We start from the raw sequence: 18,983 nt of genomic DNA on the forward strand, positions 1-18,983 counted from the left end.
CCTCGAGCCAGGACGCCTCCGCAGGCCCCGGAATGGATGCCGGTGACGGCCCCCTTCCCGATCACTCGCAGAACCAGCCACCTCCGCAGGCGCCCGAACGACGCCCACCGGTGACGACCAAGACGGCCCTCTCCCCGGTCACCGGCATCCGTCTTCCGGATTCCCGCTTCCGAGGTTCCCGAGGTTGTGGATTCCCGGGTTTCCGGGAATCCACAGGTTCCCGAAATCCACGGTTTCGGGCCCCGAAGTTGCCGCAGTCCTGAGGCTTCCCCAGGTCCAGCGGATTCCGAGGGCCCGGTCCCGAGGGTTCCCGGGTTCCGGAGTTCCGGGCCCCGAGGTTGCAGCGGTCCCCGGGGTCCCCCGGTCCCGAGGGTTCCGACCGAGGACCCCCGGTCCCGAGGGTTCCGAGATTCGCGACGTCTCAGGGGCCTCCGAGGTCCCGAGGGTCCCCCAGGTCCGAGGGTTCCGAGATCCCGAGGTCCGAGATCCCGAGGGATTCGAGGTCTCCGGGGTTCGAGAGTCACGAGGTCCCCGGGGGTCCGAGGTTGTCGGGTCCGAGGGGTTTCGAGGTTGTCGGGTTTCGACGGCGAGCGGCCGTGGAGGGCCTCAGGACTCGCGCATCGGGATGCGGACGCCGCGCTCGTCGGCGACCGCCGCCGCCTCGTCGTACCCCGCGTCGACGTGCCGCATGACGCCCGTCCCCGGGTCGTTGGTGAGCACCCTGTTCAGCTTCTCCCGCGCCAGAGCCGTCCCGTCCGCGACCGTCACCTGCCCCGCGTGGATCGAGCGCCCGATGCCCACCCCGCCGCCGTGGTGGATCGACACCCATGCCGCGCCGGAGGCCGTGTTCAGCATCGCGTTCAGCAGCGGCCAGTCCGCGATCGCGTCCGACCCGTCCGCCATCGCCTCCGTCTCCCTGTACGGCGACGCCACCGACCCGCAGTCGAGGTGGTCGCGCCCGATCACGATCGGCGCCTGGAGCTCGCCCGAGGCCACCATGTCGTTGAAGCGCTCGCCGGCCAGGTGCCGCTCGCCGTACCCGAGCCAGCAGATCCGGGCGGGCAGCCCCTGGAAGTGGACCCTCTCCCCCGCCATCTTGATCCACCTGGACAGCGCCTCGTTCTCGGGGAACAGCTCGAGGATCGCCCTGTCGGTCGCCGCGATGTCGGCGGGGTCGCCGGAGAGCGCGGCCCAGCGGAACGGGCCCTTGCCCTCGCAGAACAGCGGCCTGATGTAGGCGGGCACGAATCCGGGGAAGTCGAAGGCCCTGGTGTAGCCGGCGAGTTGCGCCTCACCGCGGATGGAGTTGCCGTAGTCGAAGACCTCGGCGCCCGCGTCCTTGAACCCGACCATGGCCTCGACGTGCCTGGCCATCGACTCGCGTGCCCTGGTGGTGAAGCCGGCGGGGTCCTTGTCGCGCTCGGCGGCCATGTCGTCGAAGGCGACGCCGAGCGGCAGGTACATCAGCGGGTCGTGCGCCGACGTCTGGTCGGTCACGATGTCGATCTCGGCGCCGCGGGCCAGCAGTTCGGGTACGGCCTCCGCCGCGTTGGCGACGACGCCGATGGACAGCGGCCTGCGCTGGTCGCGGGCCTCGTAGGCCAGCCGCAGCGCCTCGTCGAGCGTGGCGGCCTCGACGTCGAGGTAGCGGTGCTCGATGCGGCGGGTGACGCTGCGCGGGTCGCAGTCGATGCAGATGGCGACGCCGCCGTTCATGGTGACGGCCAGGGGCTGGGCGCCGCCCATGCCACCGAGCCCCGCGGTCAGCGTGATGGTTCCGGCCAGCGAGCCGCCGAACTTCTTGTCGGCCACGGCGGCGAACGTCTCGTAGGTGCCCTGCAGGATGCCCTGGGTGCCGATGTAGATCCAGGAGCCGGCCGTCATCTGGCCGTACATGGTCAGGCCCGCGGCCTCGAGGCGGCGGAACTCCTCCCAGTTCGCCCAGTCGGGAACGAGGTTGGAGTTGGCGATGAGGACGCGCGGCGCCCATTCGTGGGTGCGGAACACGCCGACCGGGCGGCCCGACTGCACCAGCAGCGTCTCGTCGCCCTCCAGGGTGGTGAGCGTGCGGGTCAGGGCGTCGAACGAGGGCCAGTCGCGCGCGGCCTTGCCCGACCCTCCGTAGACGACGAGCTGCTCGGGGTGCTCGGCGACTTCCGGGTCCAGGTTGTTCTGGAGCATCCGGAGCGCGGCCTCCTGCGGCCACCCCTTGGCGGTGAGCGTGGTGCCTCGCGGCGCGCGCACGGTACGGCTCATGCCTGTTCCCTTCTGAATGAACATATTCATCTATGTCACTCGAAGAGTACATCGCCCGTTCTGGTCACCGCCCCCACGCCCCGCCCACTCCGCGCCGACGTCGGCCTCGACCCCACCGGCCCGCCTACAGCCGGCGCCAGCACCAGCGAGAACTTCCAGCCACCCGGCACGAGGACCAGCACCGCCAGAGCAACGATCAACACGGTGACGGCGGCCGCCAGAGCCAGGCCGATCTTCTTCCAGAGCGACATCCACCTCCCTGGACGAGGGCGATATTGTCCCGCGGCATTTCCGGACGAGGCTCAGCGGGCGCCGCGGAGGAGGGCGTCGCCCGATTCGGTGATCTGGTGCAGCATGAGGTTCGCGTGGCGGGTGCTGAAGATCAGGCCCGCCTGCCGTAACACTCTGGCGTGTTCGCTGGCGCTGGAGGCGGGCACTCCTGCGCGCCGCGCCAGCTCGGTCGTGCTGCATCCGGGCGCCAGCGCGACGCACCGCAGCACCTCGGCCCTGGTCTTGCCCAGCAGTTCGGCCAGCGCGTCCCCGCCCGCCCCCCGCTCGGTGACACCTGCGCGCGGCACGGGGTAGACCAGCACGGGCGGCAGGCTCGGGTCGGCCAGCGTGACGGGGGCGTTCCTGCTGAAGTAGGAGGGGATGAGCGTCAGCCCCCGCCCGCGCAGCCGCAGTTCGCGGTCGCCCGCCGGATAGTCGATCTCCAGCACGGGGGCGCGCCAGCGGATCGAGGGCGACAGCTGGTTGAGCATGCCCTCGACCCCGCCGTCGGCCAGGTGCCTGACCCTGGTGCCGCGGTCCTGGCCGACGGCCCGTTCCACCTCGCCCCAGTGCTCGCCGAGCGCCGTGTGGAAGTACCCGGCCGCGACCGTGGCCACCTTGCGCAGGGCCCCGTCGTCCCGCGCGAGGCCCTCCAGGTGGGCGGGCAGGCCGTGACGGGCCTTGAGCAGGTCCAGTTCGCGCTGCACCCTGGCGCGGGGCGTGTCGACGATGGCCTGGATGCCTTCTTCCGCGCCCTGCTGCGCCTCGATCGGGGTGAGGAAGTCGGGGAAGTAGGCCGCGCGAGGGGCCAGCGGCACGAGGAGCCTGCGCACGTCCTGCAGGAGCCCGGCCTCGGCCAAGCCGGCGCGCGCTCTGCGCCGCCATTCCGCCATGGCGGCCCCGCCGTCGCCCGCCTGGAAGCGGTGGAGGCTGGCCACCAGCTCCCACATCGGGTCGGCCCTGGAGGCGATCCGCACGCGTGCGAGATCGTTACCGGTGAAGATGATCCGTAATATGCCGCCCGCCATGCACCCCAGTCTTGCCGCAAGCGCTTGCAAAAGCCTGAAAGTTAAATTGTCGACCCGAAATATACCGATATAGCTGGGTTATTCGGGTGAGACTGAAACTGCATGACACTTCGCCGGGCGGAGTGCTGGACTTGATCCCGCCTGAGGGGGCATTCGGCTGGTCCACAACGACGGTTTCTGGAGGCGATACAGGGGAGTCTCCAGGAGCCGTACGGCCCGCGCGGGCGCGCGAGCCGTACGCACGAATCAGCAGTGGAAGCTCGGCGTCACCCTGACAGCCTCGCTGTTGCCCGGCTGGATGACGGCCGAGGCGGCGATGCAGTGGCCCTTGCCGTAGAGCTTCACAGGACCCGCGTACTTGGCGTACCGCCCTTCGTCCTGCACGACCTTGATGGGTTTGCAGGCGAAGTAGTCGGACGTCTTGTTCTTGCAACTGTGCAGCGTGACGGCCATGGTCTTGGACACGCCCCAGTACTTGCCCGCGGAGTCCAGCCGCGCGCAGTTGTAGCCGGTCCTGGAGTCGTAGTACAGGTTCAGGTAGCCCTTGACCGTGCCGGACTGGGTCTTGACCGCGAGATGCTCGATCCGGTTGCCGGAACACTGGCCCGTCGCGGCCATCGCGGGGCTGCCGGTGAGCATCACGGCCGACCCTGCCAGCAGCAGCCCCGCCATACCAATCTTTGCTAGTCGCTTTACTCCCATAGGGGAGAAACGTAGCAAATCACCCGCAGTGGAAGACCGGGCTGGTGTAGTTGGCCCAGTTGGCGTTCTTGTCGGAGACGTTGCCCTGGACGAGGATGCAGCGGCCCTTGCCGTTCACCGTGACGGGGCCCGCGTACTCCCCGAACTGGCCGCTGTCCTGGCCGATGTCGTAGTGGTCCCGGAAGCACTTGCTCTGGCTCCAGCCCTTGCCGCAGGCGTAGAGCGAAAGGATCATGCCGGCCTTGGTGCCGTAGTTGACGACCCTGTCGAGGCGGGCGCAGTTCTTGCCCGTCGAGGAGTTGTAGTACAGCTTCAGCGTCCCGTAGGTGGAACCGCCACGCTTGACGGCGATGCTGTCGATCTGGGAACCACTGCAGGAGGCGGCTTGCGCGGGAGTGGCGATGCTCAGCGGCACGACGGTCGCGCCCAGGAGGGCGGCAGCGGCGATGCCGATCTTCGCAAGCTTCACAGACATTCCTCACTCATGATCGGAAAATCAGGTCAGCACTCGACCGTAGGTTTGTCTCCCTAACAGAAGACGGATTCCGGATGTCCGGAACCCGTCTAGATCGTTAACGGCCGTGGATCATGAGACGAGGAACTGGGTGGCGGCGAGCTCGCGATACAGCTCGTCGCTCCCGACCAGCTCGCCGTGGGTGCCGACGGCTCGCACGCCGCCCGACTCCATCACCACGATCCGATCGGCGTTGGTCACGGTGGACAGCCGGTGCGCGATCACCAGCACCGTCGTCTCCGTCGCCACCTCGGCGATCACCTCGCGCAGCCGCAGCTCGTTGACCGCGTCGAGCTGCGAGGTGGCCTCGTCCATGAGCAGCAGCCGCGGCTTGCGCAGCAGCGCCCTCGCGATGGCCACCCGCTGGCGTTCGCCGCCGGACAGCAGCACGCCCCGGTGCCCCACCGGCGTCTCGAGCCCCTCGGGCAGCCTGGCCACCAGGTCGTCGAGACGGGTGCGGGTCAACGCCCCGCGCAGCTCCTCCTCCGTGGCCTCGGGCGCGGCGAACAGCAGGTTCTCCCTGAGCGTCCCCGCCAGCACGGGGGCGTCCTGCTCGACGTAGCCGAGCGCGGCCCGCAGTTCGGCCAGGGGCCAGTCGCGGATGTCCACGCCGCCGACGGTGATCAGGCCGTCCTGGTGCTCGTAGAAGCGCTCGATCAGCGCGAACACCGTGGACTTGCCCGCGCCGGACGGCCCGACCAGCGCGGTCAGCCCTCCTGGCGGCACCTCGAAGCTCACCCCGTCGTGGACGGGGGCGCGGTCCTCGCCGTACCTGAACACCACGTCCTCGAACCGCAGGCCAACGGGGTCGTTGCCGGCCAGGCCCACCGGTACGGCCTGGCCGACCGGCTCGCCCGGCAGGTCCTCGATCTCACGGATGCGCTTGAGCGCGGCCAGGCCGTTCTGCAGCTGCACCGCGCCCTCGACCAGCTGGCCGATCGGCGCGACGAGGTAGAACAGGTAGAGCAGGAAGGCGATCAGCGCCGAGACCTCCAGCGCTCCCGAGGCGACCCGCGCGCCGCCGACTGCCAGCACGCACAGGAAGGCGATCTGCACCGCCATCCAGGTCGAGACCCCGGCCAGCGAGGTCCATCCCGCGACCTGCAGCCCCCTGTCCCTCGCCCGTACGGCCGCCGCCCCGACGACCTCGACCTCGCGCTCCTCCGCACCGCTCGCCTTGACCGTGCGGTAGGCCTGCAGCGCCCTGTCGAGCACCGCGCCCATCTCGCCGACGGCCTCCTGCGCCTGGTGCTGCGCCTTCTGGATGCGCGGCATGATCAGCCCGGTCATACCACCGATCACGACCACGACCAGCAGCGTGACCAGCAGGAGCACGCCGTCCATCAGCGCCATCATGACCAGCGCGCCGACCAGCATGAAGACCGCGCCGATCGAGTTGACGATGCCGTTGGTGAGCACCGAACGCAGCAGGGTGGTGTCACCGGTGACCCTGGACAGCAGGTCGCCGGGCTTGAGCCGGTCGACGTCGGCGACCTTCAGCCTCAGCATCCTGGCGACGAGCCTGCGCCTGGCGCTCAGCACGACGCCCTCGCCGGTGCGCTCCATCAGGTACGTGCCGCCCGCGGAGACCACCGCGCCGACGACGACCGCGATCGTCAGCCCGATCAGCGGGCCCGTCATCGACCGCTCCGCGCCGAAGGCGTCGACGACGTACTTGGCCAGCAGGGGCATCGCCAGCCCCGCGGCCGAGCCCACCAGGCCGAGCAGCCCGCCTGCGACTAAGATCTTTCTGTAGGGCCTGATGTAGGCCAGCAGGAGCCTGATGGGCGACTTCTCCCCCTCGGCGGCCTGCTCTGTCTCGCGGTTGTCGCCGCTCACCGTCACTCCGTCCCGATCAACGAGTCCACTGACATCCTGCGTCGCGGCGCCATCACTCGAGCTCAGGGAAATCACCCACGTGTCCCTGATTGACGCGACTGATCGCTCCAACGCGCGAGCGCGCGGATTCCGCACCGGTCAACTTAGATTGACGACTTAAGTATGTCAACTATGGTTGACGCTGCGCTCAGTCGACCTCGGGGACGTCAGCGTCGTCGTGCTCGGCGTCGCCGTCGTCGGCCCGGCGGAGCTTGATCTCCTCGACCCACGCGTAGGCGAACCGCCTGATCTCGTGGAGCCGCTCCTCGTCGACGCCGTAGGCCATGAACGCCTCGTCGGCCAGCAGGTCGACGCTCTCCAAGCGCTGGATCAGGTCGTCGAGCAGCCAGTCCTCCTCGTACGCCGCGCCGAGGCGTTCGAGCTCGCGGAAGGAGTAGCGCTCGGCCGCCGCGGCGACGTCGATGAAGTCCCTGGGCAGGCCCCGCCCGTGCAGCGCCCGCACCTTGAGTCCGACGGCGTCGTCCTGACCGACCACGCGGTACGGCTCCAGCGCCAGCGGCCGGTCCCTCAGCGCCTCCTTCAGCACGCTGACCGCGCACCTCTCGCCGCTGACCTCGTCGCGCACGACCATCCGCGCCAGGCGCTCGGTGACGTCGACCGCGGTCAGGGACAGGCCGTGCCGCCGCAGCTCGGCCGCCAGATCCTCGGCCACCTCGGACAACGGGGTGCCGAGTCCTGTCGCCAGCACGAGGTCGTCGCTCGGCCGGTCGGTGAGCCCGTGGGCGTTCATCGCGTGGCCGCCGGCCAGCAGCAGGCCGCGGCGTTCGCGGACGTCCCGCGTGGCCTCGACCAGCCGCGCGTGGAAGGCTGGAAGTCTCACCTGGACCTCATGCCCTCAATTATGCCCACGTCTCTTGCGGGTCGAAGGAAGATCGTGCCGCCCCGAGACGAACTCCTGAACGGCGATCTTGAACTTGATCACCGGTGTGCGCCAGCGCTGCTCGCGGCGCAACGCCGTGGCCATCTTGCGGGGCGACTTGACCGCGAAGAACCAGTGCGCCCACGGCGAGGCGGGGCGGGCCAGCCGGATCGCGCCGACCACCAGCAGCGGGGGCACGAACAGGCCCACCAGGCCCGTCCAGATCTTGCCCTTGAGCAGGGTGACCATGGCGAGCACCAGGTTGCCGAGCAGCAGCCACCCGGGCGCGACGCCGTCGAATTCCCACGTCAGCGGGCGTAGCCCGATCAGCAGCAGCCCGGTGACCGCGATGGCGACGAAGACGGCGTCGACGGAGGCGCGCCCCTCCTCCTCCCAGTAGACGTCGTGCAGGTGGAGGATGAGCGCGAACTCGTCCAGCACGAGCGCCGCGCCGACGCCGAAGACCGCGGCCGCCACCGCCGAGCCCGCGGCGACCAGCCCGCTGACCCCGCCGACCAGCATGAGCACCACGCCGAACACGACGTGGTGGATGTGCATCTCACCGATGCTGACGTTGCGGAACCAGCCGATCTTGGCCCGGATCAGCCTGACGTTGATGCGGGTGGCCACGAAGGCGACGATGAGCGCGACGAAGAAACAGAACAGCGGCAGCCGTCCTGTGTCCACGATCCGTTCCCTGACCCAGTCCCCCATGTACCTGTAAGTCAGGCTACCCAGCGCGGGCCCGCAGCGCCTTGAGATACTCCCGAACGACCACGGCGTGGCGGACGTTGTCGCGAGCCTGCTCGAACGGCGGCGCGTCCCTTCCCGCCGTCAGCCCGTACTGCTCGCGCAGCCGCCGCTCCGACAGATCGAGCCCGGCCGCGTGGATCTTGCTGAGGGCGGAGTCGAGCTCGGCAGCACGCACCCCCGCGTAGGTGTACTGGTCGTAGGAGGGCACGCCCGGCAGCGGCCGCCCCTCGTGGGCGGCCTGGGCGCGCCGCCGGTTCTCGGCCGCCAGCTCGCGCTGGAACCCCTCCTCGCTGACGTCGGCGAGCAGGCCCGCCTCGCGCGCCCACACCCGCCTGACCTTGTCGAGTACGGCGGCGCGCACCGCCCTGTCCCTGAGCGCCCGACGCGGCGTGACCCCGTCGCGCGCCCGGTCCCAGAAGCCCGGGTCGAGCGTGAGGCCGTGCCGGGTGAACTCCGAGATCAGCTCGGCGCGCACGGTGCCGGCCGCCCTCAGCACCTCGGCCCCGACGACCGGCTCGCCCTCGACGACCGTCACCCGGTCGCCGGGCCGGATCCCGAGCACCTCGGAGACGCTCGCGGAGGCGGCGGGACCCGGCGGAGGGGCGTCCTCTGAGGCGGCACGGGCGAGCACCACGACGAGGGCGACGACACCGGCGAGCGCCAGGACGAGCGCGGCCCTTGTCGTGGTGCTCCTCATGTCCTCAGCCCGCGATCTTCATGTCGAAGACGTGGAAGCCCGCGTCGGCCAGCGGGCTGCCCTCGGGGAACGTCACGGTGGCGACGGTCCTGGCCGGGTCGAGCGGCACCGCGTAGCCGAACACCGAGACGCCGGACTCGGTGGTCTGTCCCGTGGCGGGGTTCCTGTAGCTGGTCTGCGTCCTGTTGTGGTAGGTCGCGCGGGCCACGACGACGCCGCCCTGCGGCGCGGTCGCGTCCCACTGGTCGCCGAACCGCACGGTCTTCTCCTCGACCGTGCCGTCGGTGTAGGTGACCTTGAAGTCGCTCTCGCGCACCTTGAACGCCCCCGCGCCGAGCAGCACGAGCCTGTCGCCCCGGCCATCGAGCCTGATCGTCTGCCCGGCGGCCTTCACGTTGTCGGTCCAGCCGTACGGGCGGGGGTGCCAGACGAAGTCCGCGCCGAGGACGCTGACCGTCCTGCCGGGGACCAGCCCCGCCTTCTCCAGGCCCTGCCCCGAGTAGCTGCGCCCGCTGGTGGAGAAGCCGCCGGTGTTGGGGTTGAGGTCGGAGCTGACGGCGACGTTGTTGTAGGCCTTCTCGATCGACTCGTGAACCACGGGCGGGACGGGGGCGCCGTTGTAGGCCCCGCGCGAGACGGTTCCCTCGACCGGGTTGCCGAAGTAGTCGCGCCCTCCCACGCCCTCGGCGAGGGAGCCCGAGCCGAGCGCGGGAGAGCCCGCGAGCAGCTTGTAGCCGTCCGCGTCGCCGTAACCGGTGGCGGTGCCGGGAGCGGCGAGCCCGGGGTCGGCGGTGATCGCCCTGGCGTCGGAGGCGGGCGCGCTCACGCCGCCGTAGTAGACGTTGGCGTCGTAGGTGATGCCCGCGGCCGTCGGCAGGGTGCCGGAGGGGGCGTGGATGATGTTGTTGGCGATCCTGGAGTTGCCGGTCGGCACCGCCCAGTCCACCTTCTGCGAGGAGCAGAAGAAGGTGTTGTTGTAGATCCACAGGGGGCTGCCGTTGTCGCCCGCCGCGTTGCCCGCGATCCTGCAGTCGTCCTGGGCGATGTTGAAGCGCAGGATGGCGGTCGCCCGGTAGTTGGGGAACTCGGTGCAGCTCTGGCAGCCCAGGTAGAAGCCGCCCGCGTTGTCGTGGGAGTAGTTGTACTGGTAGACGCAGGAGCCCTTGATGCCTCCGTCGCAGTCCCACGCCGTGGAGTCGAAGATCGTCGGCCGCTGCCTGGTGACCTCGTTGTACTGGAAGACGGGGTCGACGGAGTTGATCGGCCACATGCCGGCGAAGTTGCCGTCGACGTAGGGGTACTTGCCCGCGCCGCCCTCGTCGAACAGGTTGTGCTCGATCAGCGGCCGCTCCGAGGCGTGCACGACGATGCCGTCGCCGCCGACGGCGCGGATGGTGTTGCGGGCGAGGTAGACGTTCTTGTGGTAGTCCGTGCCCTTGCGGCTGATCTTGATGCCGCCGCCACCGGTGTCGTGGATGTAGTTGCCGGTGATGGTGATGCCGTCGAGGTAGCCGACCTGCCCCTCGGGCAGCGCCTGGACGCTGATGCCCGCGGAGTAGGCGAACCAGGAGGAGTTGGCGCCCGTCTTGTTGCCCCAGCCCGCGACGTCGGAGATCTCCAGGTCGCGCAGGACGAGCCCGGCCTTGGGCTCGGGGGTGGTCGAGTTGTACTGGATGCCGGTCCGCTTGGCGGTGGCCTGCGCGGGGTTGGTGATGTGCAGCTTCTCGATGGTGACGTGGCTGTTGTCGACCAGGTGGACGGTCCACTCGCCGCCGTCGCCCTGGATGATCGGCTTGGGGCCCTCGCCGTAGGAGGTGAACAGGATCGGGTGGTCGGCGCTGCCCGAGCCCTTCGGCTCCAGGCGGCCCACGCATACGGTTCCGGCCCTGAACTTGACCTTGGTCTTGGGTCCGAGCTCCATCGCGTTGATCGCGGCCAGGTTGTTGATCGCGGAGGCGGCGGCCCCGCCCGAGCCTCCGTCGGGGGCCTGGCAGTCGACGAAGACGTTGCGGGCGGGCGCGGCCGCCGCCGGGGTGGCGGCGAGGCCGGTGGCGGCGACGGCCAGCGCCGTCGCCGCGGCCCATCTGAGGGACAGGCGCATGCGGGTCCTTTCTGGGGGGTTCGGTGCAGCGTTACGGGGATCAGGCGGAGCGGGACGGGATTCAGGCGGAGCGGGACAGGCTCGCCGGCTCCACCGCGTGCTCGAACGGGAGGCCGCGGGCGTACCTGGCCAGCTCGTCCAGCGCGAGGTCGGCCATGCGGGCCAGTTCCCCGCCGAGCGAACCGGCGATGTGCGGGGTGACCAGGACGTTGTCCAGGCCGTAGAGGGGCGAGGACGCGGGCAGGAACTCGGGCTCGGTGTGGTCGAGGACGGCGAACAGCCGGCCGGAGACGAGCTCGGCGGTGAGGGCGTCCTGGTCGACGAGCGCCGCCCTGGCGGTGTTGATCAGAGTCGCGCCGTCGCGCATCCGCGCCAGGCGAGCCTTGTCGATCATGTGGCGGGTCTCCGGCAGGTCGGGCGCGTGCACGCTGACCACGTCGGAGCGGCTGACCAGCTCGTCGAGCCCGACGTGCGCGACGCCCAGGTCCTCGGTCAGGTAGGGGTCGCTGACCACGACCTCCAGGTCGAACGGGCGCAGCAGCTCGATCACCCTGCGGCCGATCCTGGAGGCGCCGATGACGCCGACGGTCTTGCGATAGTTGCCGAAGCCGGGGAAGCGGGCGTCCCAGTCGTCCTGGCTCCTGCTCCCTCGATAGTGGCGGGCGATGTCGATCACCCGCTTGTTGGCGAAGAGGATCGCGGCGAGCGTGAACTCGGCGACCGGCTCGGCGTTGGCCGCCGCGGCGGAGGAGACGGCGATGCCGCGCTGCCAGACCGCGTCGGTGACGTGATGCTTGACCGAGCCGGCGGCGTGTACGACCGCACGCAGCCTGGGCGCCCTCGCCAGCACCTCGGCGGTGAGCCGCGGGCAGCCCCACGAGGTGTAGAGGACCTCCACCTCCGACAGGTCGACCCCCGCGAAGTCCTGGACGACCAGGTCGGCGTCGACGTCGGCGACCAGCGCGAGACGGTTCCTGACCTGGCCGTGGATGAGCCGTTCGGCGACGTCGGCGCTCATGGCGACGAGGGTCTTCGGCCTTGTCACGTTCTCCCCCGAGAAGTCGTTCACTTGACGCTGCCCGCCGTCATCCCGGCCTTCCAGAAGCGCTGCAGCGACATGAACACCACCAGGAGCGGCACCACCGACAGCAGCGACCCGGTGATGACGAGGCTGTGGAACTCGGGGAAGGCGTTGCCCTGCTTCTCCCAGCTGAACAGGCCCAGGCTGAGCGGGTAGAGCTTCTGGTCGTTGAGCATCACCAGCGGCAGGAAGAAGTTGTTCCAGATGGCGGTGAACTGGAACAGGAAGATCGTCACGTAGGCCGGCATCAGCATCGGCAGCGCGACCCTCGTGAAGGTCCTGATCTCGCCCGCGCCGTCCGACCTGGCCGCCTCCAGCACCTCGCCGGGCACGTAGCCGGACGACAGCACCCGCGCCAGGTAGACGCCGAACGGGTGGACGAGCACGGGGACGAAGACCGCCCAGAAGGTGTTGACCACGCCGACCTTGGAGGCCAGCAGATACAGGGGCAGCGCCGTGGCCGTGGTCGGCACCAGCACGCCGAGCAGCACCAGGCCGAACAGCTTCTCCTTGCCGAGCCACTCGTACTTGTCGAAGGCGTAGCCGCACATGACGGTGATGAAGGAGCTCACCGCCGCGCCGATGCCCGCGTACAGGACGCTGTTGAGGTACCAGCGGAAGAAGATGCCGCCGTTCTCGGCGCTGACGGCCCGGATGTTGGCGATCAGGTTGAAGTCGCCGAAGGCGAAGCCGGGCGTCGAGTACAGGTCCGACAGCGACTTGGTCGAGGCGAACAGCAGCCACGTCAGCGGCAGCAGCGTGTAGAGGGTGGCGACGATCAGCAGGACGTTGACCGTCGTGCGGGACATCCACTTCATCGACGGTTACCCCACCTGGTGACGACGTAGGAGAGCACGGCGGCCAGCAGCGCGAGGATGATCGAGGCGGCGCCCGCCTGGCCGTAGTCGTTGTTTCCGAAGGCCTCGTTGTAGGCGTACATGTTCGGGGTCCAGGTGCTGACGATGCCGTCGCTGACGTTGTCGAGCACCATGGGCTCGGTGAACAGCTGCAACGAGCCGATGATCGTGAACAGCACCGTGGTGATGACCGCGCCGCGGATCAGCGGCACCTTCACCGACAGGGCGGTCCTGACCGCGCCCGCGCCGTCCATCCTGGCCGCCTCCAGCACCTCGGCGGGGATGGCCTGGAGAGCGGCGAAGTAGATGATCATGTTGTAGCCGACCCACTCCCACAGCGCGATGTTGACCACCGAGCCGAGCACCTGGTCGCCGCCGAGGAAGTTGACCCCGCCGAGCAGGTCCACGACGGGGCTGATGCCGGGAAGGTAGAGGTAGAGCCAGATGAGGCCGGCGATCACGCCCGGCACGATGTGCGGCATGAACAGGGCGAGCTGGAAGAACTTCCTCGCCCGCGCGAGGCCTGAGTCGAGCAGCAGCGCGAGGGTGAGCGCACCGCCGATCATCAGCGGGATGTAGAACACGCAGTAGCCGAGGATCACCAGGAAGCCGTCGGTGAAGGCCCGGTCCGCGAGGGTGTCGAGGTAGTTGCCGAGCCCGACGAAGACCGTCTCCGCGCCGCCGAAGCCGAGGCCTGACGACTTCTCGCTGAACAGGCTCAGGTAGACCGCGTACGCCAGCGGAGCCACGATGACCGCGGCGAACAGCGCGAAGAACGGGCCGACGAAGAGCAGGATCGCTCCCCGCCTGCGCCAGGCCTCACCCGGGCCTCGCGCCTGCGTCTCTGGTGTGCCGGTCGTCATCTCCACCCTCTTCTTGGCTTTCCGGTACGGCAGGCCGCCCCGCCGGAGCCCCTCGCGACCCCGGCCCGGGTCGCGAGGGGGATGCGTGCGGTACGGGCTACTGCTGGGCGACGTTGAGCCCGCGGCCCTTGATCTCGTCGACGGTCGCGCTCTGGACGGTCTCCAGCACGTCGGGGATCGTCGTCCCGCCGGTGCTCACCTTGCCCAGGGCGTCCTTGAAGGAGGTCAGCGTCTGCACCATGCTCGGCCCCCACGTCCAGCCGGGCTGGATGGTGCCGTACGCCTCGGTGAACAGCGCGTAGATGTCCTGGCCGCCGTAGTAGGAGGCGTCGAAGCTCTTGGCCGCCACCGGCACCAGGTCGGCGATCGCGGGGAAGCCGCTGGAGGTGCCGGAGGACAGGCGGGCCGTCCACGCCTCGGGGGAGCCGGTCAGCCACTTGATGGCCTCGACGGCGGCCTTGGTGTTCTTGCTGTTCTTCGCGACGCCGAAGGTGGTGCCGCCGAGCATGCCGCTGGCGGGGGTGCCCCAGTTGGGGATCGGCGCGATGGCCCACTTGCCCGACTGTCCTGCGTGGTTGCCCTTCATGACGCCCGCGCCCCAGTTCGCGCCGACGTAGCCCCACAGCGTCTCGTCCTCGAAGGCGGCGTTCCATTCCTGGCTGAAGGAGGGCTGCACCTTGACGAGGTCGTCCTTGACCATGCCCTGCCAGTAGTCGGCGACCTTCTTGGTGGCCTCGTCGTTGATGGAGACCTTCCACGCGTCGCCCTCGGTGCCGAACCACTTGCCGCCCGCCTGCCACGAGAGGGCGGCCAGGACGCTCGGGTCGTCGGGGAAGAACGTGGCGATGCGCGCCTTGTCGTCGGCCTTCTTCACCTTCTCGGCCGCGGCCTTGAAGTCGTCCCAGGTCTTCGGGATCTCGATCTTGTTCTTCTCGAACAGGTCCTTGCGGTAGAAGAACACCTGCGGGGCGGCGTCCATGGGCACCGACCAGGTCTTGCCGCCGAGCTCGACGAGGCTGAAGACGCTGGCGGGGTACTTGGCCTTGACGTCGGCGACGTCGGCGGTGAGGTCCTGGAGCGCGCCCTGGTTCACGAAGTCGGGCAGCTGGGGGTACTCGATGGACATCACGTCGGGCGCGTTGCCCGCCTTCACCGCGTTGGAGAACTTGGCGTAGCCGCCCGCGTTGCCCGAGGGGATCTCCTCGAACCTGATCTGGATGTCCTTGTGCGAGGTGTTGAAGGCGTCCACGACCTGCTGGGTGCCCTTGGCCCAGCCCCAGAAGGTGACCTGGACGGGCTTGCCCGCCTCGCCGGACGCGGGCGCGGATTCGCCGCTGCCGCCACCACAGGCCGCGAGGAGGGTCATACCGGCCAGCATTCCGGCGATGCCGGCGGCGGCGCGCTTGCGTTCCATGATTGCTCCTAATCGTTTCCGATCGCTAGAGCATCATTCGCTCAAAAGCGAAGACTTGTCTAGATATCGATCAGTAACGAAATGAACGCGAAGCACTCAGTCGCGCGGAGCCGTCGATTCCCGCACCCTGAGCTCGGGCAGCAGCGCGAGGTGTTGACCCGGCAGGGCCGTACCCCGCTCGATCCGGCGGACCAGCAGGTCGACGGCGTTGCGGCCGACCGCGGCCTTGGGCGGGGCGACGGCGGTCAGCGGCGGGTCGCTGAGCGCGGCGACCTCGTCGTCGTAGGCCACGATCGACACGTCGTGCGGGATCCGCACCCCGGCGACCCGCAGATGCTGCACCAGCAGCAGCGCGTCCTCGTCGTTGTGGACGAGCAGGCCCGTCACCCCGCCCGAGCGGATGGCCGCCACCACCTGGGCGACCTGCTCGTCCGACGGCCCCTCCTGCTCGACGCCGAGCTCGCCGGGCGTCTCCAGCCCCAGGTCGCGCACCGCGGCCAGGAACCCCATGCGCACCCTCGGCGCGGTGGGGCTGCTGCGGCTCACCATCGCCACCCTGCGATGCCCCAGCTCGGCCAGGTGCCTGGTGCCGAGGAAGGCGCCGTGCGCGTGGTGGGAGGCGGCCGCGTCGAGGAAGGAGGCGGGGCCGCCCAGCTCCGCCACCCTTTCCACCAGTACGGCGGGCACGCCGAGCCCCGCGAGCCACTCGACGTGCGACTCGTCGGGCTGCCTGCTCAGCGTGAGCAGCAACCCCTCCGCCCCACCGCCGATCAGCTGGTTGACCTGCTTGCGGTCCTCCTCGTCGTCGTAGCGGGAGACGCCGAGCACCAGCCGCGCGCCCAGGTCGTGCGCCCTGTCGCGCGCGGCCTTGATCACGCTCGGGTAGTAGTACGTGGCCGAAGGCACCAGCATGCCGATCGTGAGCGCCCGCTCGCTCACCTGCCTGGCCGTCTCATGGGGCAGGGTGATGCCGCCGTGGACCCTGGTGACCAGCCCCTGGCCCGCCAGGTGCTCGACGTCCCTGCGCAGCGTGACCATCGACACCTCCAGCCGGTCGGCCAGGTCGGCCAGCCGCACGGAGCCGCGCTCGCGCACCTCGCGGAGGATGAACTCATGGCGTTGCTCGACGAACAAGGGGGACTCCTAACACTCGACGCGTCCGATCCTAGCGAGGTAAGTTTCGTTAGTGAACGTATTCTTTCGTTCGATCATCTCCTGGAGACCGTGTGCTCACACTTCCCGATGACGACCGATCGCTCAGCCCCTACACCGGATGGACGCGCGCCCACTGGGAGACGGCGGCCGACGGCCTGCTCGCCGCCGTCGAACCGTACCGCTCCCATGATCGCTCCTTGATCGACCTGCCGGGGCGGGCCAGCTGGTCCCGCTGCGACGGGCTGGAGGGGTACGCCAGGACTTTTCTGCTGGCCGCCTTCCGCGTCGCGGGCGGTGGCGATCCCGCGCTGCTGGAGCCGTACGCGGAGGGGCTGGCCGCGGGCCCCCTCGAGACGTGGCAGCCGATCGCCGACAGGAGCCAGCCGATGGTCGAGGCCGCCTCGGTCGCCATCGGCCTGCGGCTGACTCGCGCCCACCTCTGGGACGGGCTCCCCGCCTCCGTGCAGGAACGGACGCTCGCCTGGCTGGGCGACGCGCTGACCCGCAGGCCCGTCGACAACAACTGGCACCTGTTCCCCGTCGCCGTCGCCGGCCTCTTCGGCGACCTCGGCCTCGACGACCTCGGCGCCACCGAGCGAGGGCTCGCCAGGATCGAGAGCTGGTACGTGGGCGACGGCTGGTACAGCGACGGCGACGGGCGCGACTTCGACCACTACAACGGCTGGGCGATGCACCTCTACCCGGCCGTCAACGCCTACCTCGGCGGTCCCGCCGAGCCGTACGCCTCGCGCCTGCGCGCGTTCCTGACCAACTACGGTGCCGCCTTCGACGCCAACGGCTCCCCCGTCTACCACGGCCGATCCCTCACCTACCGGTTCGCGGCCGCCGCCGCGGTGTGGGCGGGCGAACTGCTCGGCGTCTCCCCCTACTCCCCCGGCACCGCCCGCCGGCTGGCCAGCGGCGCGGCGAGCCACTTCCTCTCGGACGGCAGGGCGCTGTCCCGCGAAGGGCTGCTCACCCTCGGCTGGTACGGCCCGCACGAGCCCTCGCTGCAGGCGTACTCGGGGTCGGCCTCGCCGTACTGGGCCTCGAAGGGGTTCCTCGGGCTGCTCCTGCCGCCGGACCACCCCGCGTGGACCTCGGTGGAGGAGCCGGGCCCCGCCGAACGCGCCGACCAGGCGATCGGCCTGCCTGGCCCCGGGCTGCTGATCCACTCGACCGCCGCCGACGGCCTGGTCAGGCTGGTCAACCACGGCAGCGACCACCAGCCGCAGGGAGGCGGGGCCGACGATCCGCTCTACCAGCGCATGGCCTACTCCACCCGCACAGGCCCGAGCTCACTCCCCGACAACCACGTCGGCCTGGTGATCGACGGCGAGGTCACCCCGCGCGGCCCCATCACCCCGCTGGGCGCGGGGCCCGGCTGGGCCGCCTCCTCCTGCCGCCCGACGCCCTCGACGCTGATCGAGTCCGTCAGCGTGGTCCACGGCCCGCACGAGGTGCGCGTCCACCGCGTCACCGCCCCCTCGGGCACCGCCGTCCGCCAGACAGGATGGGCCACGGCGGGCGAGCTGACCAGTACCCTCCTGCCTCTGCACGGATTCACGGACGCCACGCGGCTGAAGGCCCCCGACGGCACCGTCTTCGGCCCCGACGCCCTCGTCCCCGCACTGGACGGCGTCGTCGACGAGACCGGCGCCTTCTTCGCCTGCCTCGTCACGCTCACCGCTGCGCCCGTCACCGAAGCGCCGCCGACGTTCCGCCTGGCCGCCACCCTGGCCACCCTGACCTGGCCCGACGGCACCACCCACGAGATCGGCACCGAAGGCGGCCTCGGCCTGGCGGGGTGAGGCCTTGCTCAGGCGAGGAAGGCGCGCAGGAGAGCGGCGGTGCCCTCCAGGTGTTCGGCGACCGCGCGGCGGGCGGCCTCGGGGTCGCCGTCGAGGATGGCGGCGACGATGGCCTCGTGCTGCGTCGCCGCGTGCTCGATGTTGACCTGCAGCATCGGGATCGCGTTCAGCAGGTCCGTCACCCGCAGCCGCGCGTCCGCGCAGGTGGCCGCGAGGAGCCCGGAGCCCGTCAGCTCGGCGATCGACAGGTGGAATGCCGTGTCGAGCCTGCGGTAGTCCTCGGGGCCCGCCGCGTTCAGGTCCGCGAGGCGGCCGAGCAGCACCGAGCGCTTCCGCTCCGGCAGCGGCGTGCTCGCCAGCACCTGGGCCGCCCCGCACTCCACGGCCATCCTGAAGGTGAGCGCGTCGGCGATCGAGTCGGTGCCCATGTCGGCGACCGCCTGACGCAGGTCGGTGCTGCCGGGCTGGGGTGGGGCGTAGATGACGAAGGCGCCGCCGTACCTGCCTCGCCGTACGTCGAGGTAGCCCGCGTCCTGGAGCGCGCGGATGGCCTCGCGCAGGGTCACCCTGCTGATCCCCAGTTGTACGGCGAGCTCCCGTTCGGGAGGAAGTTTTTCGCCCTGGGCGACCATGCCCAGTTTGATCGCCTGGAGTAGCCGTTCCACGGTCTCCTCGAAGGCGTTGCCCGCCCTGACCGGGCGCAACACGGTCAACGGGTTCATG

General features: G+C 70.1%; 17 protein-coding genes. 1 reads left to right on the forward strand and 16 read right to left on the reverse strand.

What is annotated here, in order from left to right; genetic code table 11:
* Positions 1 to 606: 606 nt before the first annotated feature.
* The 15 genes from hutU to AB0B45_RS37660 form a co-directional block, all read right to left on the reverse strand.
* Positions 607 to 2,256 (reverse strand): urocanate hydratase, encoded by a 1,650-nt coding sequence (hutU, locus tag AB0B45_RS37590; protein ID WP_358140823.1) that lies wholly within the window; start codon positions 2,254 to 2,256, stop codon positions 607 to 609.
* Positions 2,257 to 2,291: 35 nt separating this feature from the next.
* A complete protein-coding gene (locus AB0B45_RS37595; protein ID WP_358140826.1) occupies positions 2,292 to 2,507 on the reverse strand; it encodes a hypothetical protein in 216 nt (71 codons plus the stop codon).
* 51 nt (positions 2,508 to 2,558) lie between these two features.
* A complete protein-coding gene (locus AB0B45_RS37600; protein ID WP_358140829.1) occupies positions 2,559 to 3,554 on the reverse strand; it encodes a helix-turn-helix domain-containing protein in 996 nt (331 codons plus the stop codon).
* 246 nt (positions 3,555 to 3,800) lie between these two features.
* Positions 3,801 to 4,226, reverse strand: coding sequence for a hypothetical protein (locus AB0B45_RS37605; protein ID WP_358140832.1), 426 nt, complete (start codon positions 4,224 to 4,226; stop codon positions 3,801 to 3,803).
* A 49-nt stretch (positions 4,227 to 4,275) separates the two neighbouring features.
* Entirely contained in the window at positions 4,276 to 4,725 is a 450-nt protein-coding gene (locus AB0B45_RS37610; protein WP_358140835.1) for a hypothetical protein, read from the reverse strand.
* 117 nt (positions 4,726 to 4,842) lie between these two features.
* A complete protein-coding gene (locus AB0B45_RS37615; protein WP_358140838.1) occupies positions 4,843 to 6,609 on the reverse strand; it encodes an ABC transporter ATP-binding protein in 1,767 nt (588 codons plus the stop codon).
* A 187-nt stretch (positions 6,610 to 6,796) separates the two neighbouring features.
* A complete protein-coding gene (locus AB0B45_RS37620) occupies positions 6,797 to 7,489 on the reverse strand; it encodes a hypothetical protein (protein WP_358140841.1) in 693 nt (230 codons plus the stop codon).
* 15 nt (positions 7,490 to 7,504) lie between these two features.
* A complete protein-coding gene (locus tag AB0B45_RS37625) occupies positions 7,505 to 8,215 on the reverse strand; it encodes a hypothetical protein (RefSeq protein ID WP_358140844.1) in 711 nt (236 codons plus the stop codon).
* Positions 8,216 to 8,258: 43 nt separating this feature from the next.
* Complete coding sequence (locus AB0B45_RS37630) at positions 8,259 to 8,978, reverse strand: hypothetical protein (RefSeq protein ID WP_358140847.1); 720 nt, start codon at positions 8,976 to 8,978, stop codon at positions 8,259 to 8,261.
* 4 nt (positions 8,979 to 8,982) lie between these two features.
* Positions 8,983 to 11,079, reverse strand: a complete 2,097-nt coding sequence (locus tag AB0B45_RS37635; protein ID WP_358140850.1) for a right-handed parallel beta-helix repeat-containing protein — start codon at positions 11,077 to 11,079, stop codon at positions 8,983 to 8,985.
* A 61-nt stretch (positions 11,080 to 11,140) separates the two neighbouring features.
* Entirely contained in the window at positions 11,141 to 12,148 is a 1,008-nt protein-coding gene (locus AB0B45_RS37640) for a hydroxyacid dehydrogenase (protein WP_358140853.1), read from the reverse strand.
* Complete coding sequence (locus AB0B45_RS37645; protein WP_358140856.1) at positions 12,145 to 12,978, reverse strand: carbohydrate ABC transporter permease; 834 nt, start codon at positions 12,976 to 12,978, stop codon at positions 12,145 to 12,147. The genes AB0B45_RS37640 and AB0B45_RS37645 overlap by 4 nt, the downstream gene beginning before the upstream one ends.
* Complete coding sequence (locus AB0B45_RS37650; RefSeq protein WP_358140859.1) at positions 12,975 to 13,880, reverse strand: sugar ABC transporter permease; 906 nt, start codon at positions 13,878 to 13,880, stop codon at positions 12,975 to 12,977. The genes AB0B45_RS37645 and AB0B45_RS37650 overlap by 4 nt, the downstream gene beginning before the upstream one ends.
* Positions 13,881 to 13,977: 97 nt before the next feature.
* Complete coding sequence (locus tag AB0B45_RS37655) at positions 13,978 to 15,294, reverse strand: extracellular solute-binding protein (RefSeq protein WP_358140862.1); 1,317 nt, start codon at positions 15,292 to 15,294, stop codon at positions 13,978 to 13,980.
* 96 nt (positions 15,295 to 15,390) lie between these two features.
* Positions 15,391 to 16,428: a substrate-binding domain-containing protein gene (locus AB0B45_RS37660; RefSeq protein ID WP_358140864.1), complete on the reverse strand. Its 1,038-nt coding sequence runs from the start codon at positions 16,426 to 16,428 to the stop codon at positions 15,391 to 15,393.
* Between the two features lie 92 nt (positions 16,429 to 16,520).
* On the opposite strand from AB0B45_RS37660, the gene AB0B45_RS37665 reads away from it, so the two are divergent.
* On the forward strand, positions 16,521 to 18,260 hold the full coding sequence (locus AB0B45_RS37665) for a DUF2264 domain-containing protein (RefSeq protein WP_358140867.1): 1,740 nt from the start codon (positions 16,521 to 16,523) through the stop codon (positions 18,258 to 18,260).
* A gap of 8 nt (positions 18,261 to 18,268) precedes the next feature.
* Here AB0B45_RS37665 and AB0B45_RS37670 read toward each other — a convergent pair whose 3' ends face one another.
* Positions 18,269 to 18,982, reverse strand: coding sequence for an FCD domain-containing protein (locus tag AB0B45_RS37670; protein ID WP_358140870.1), 714 nt, complete (start codon positions 18,980 to 18,982; stop codon positions 18,269 to 18,271).
* Between the last annotated feature and the right edge of the window lies 1 nt (position 18,983).

Origin of the sequence: Nonomuraea sp. NPDC049152 (assembly GCF_040648355.1) — a bacterium.
Taxonomy (GTDB): domain Bacteria; phylum Actinomycetota; class Actinomycetes; order Streptosporangiales; family Streptosporangiaceae; genus Nonomuraea.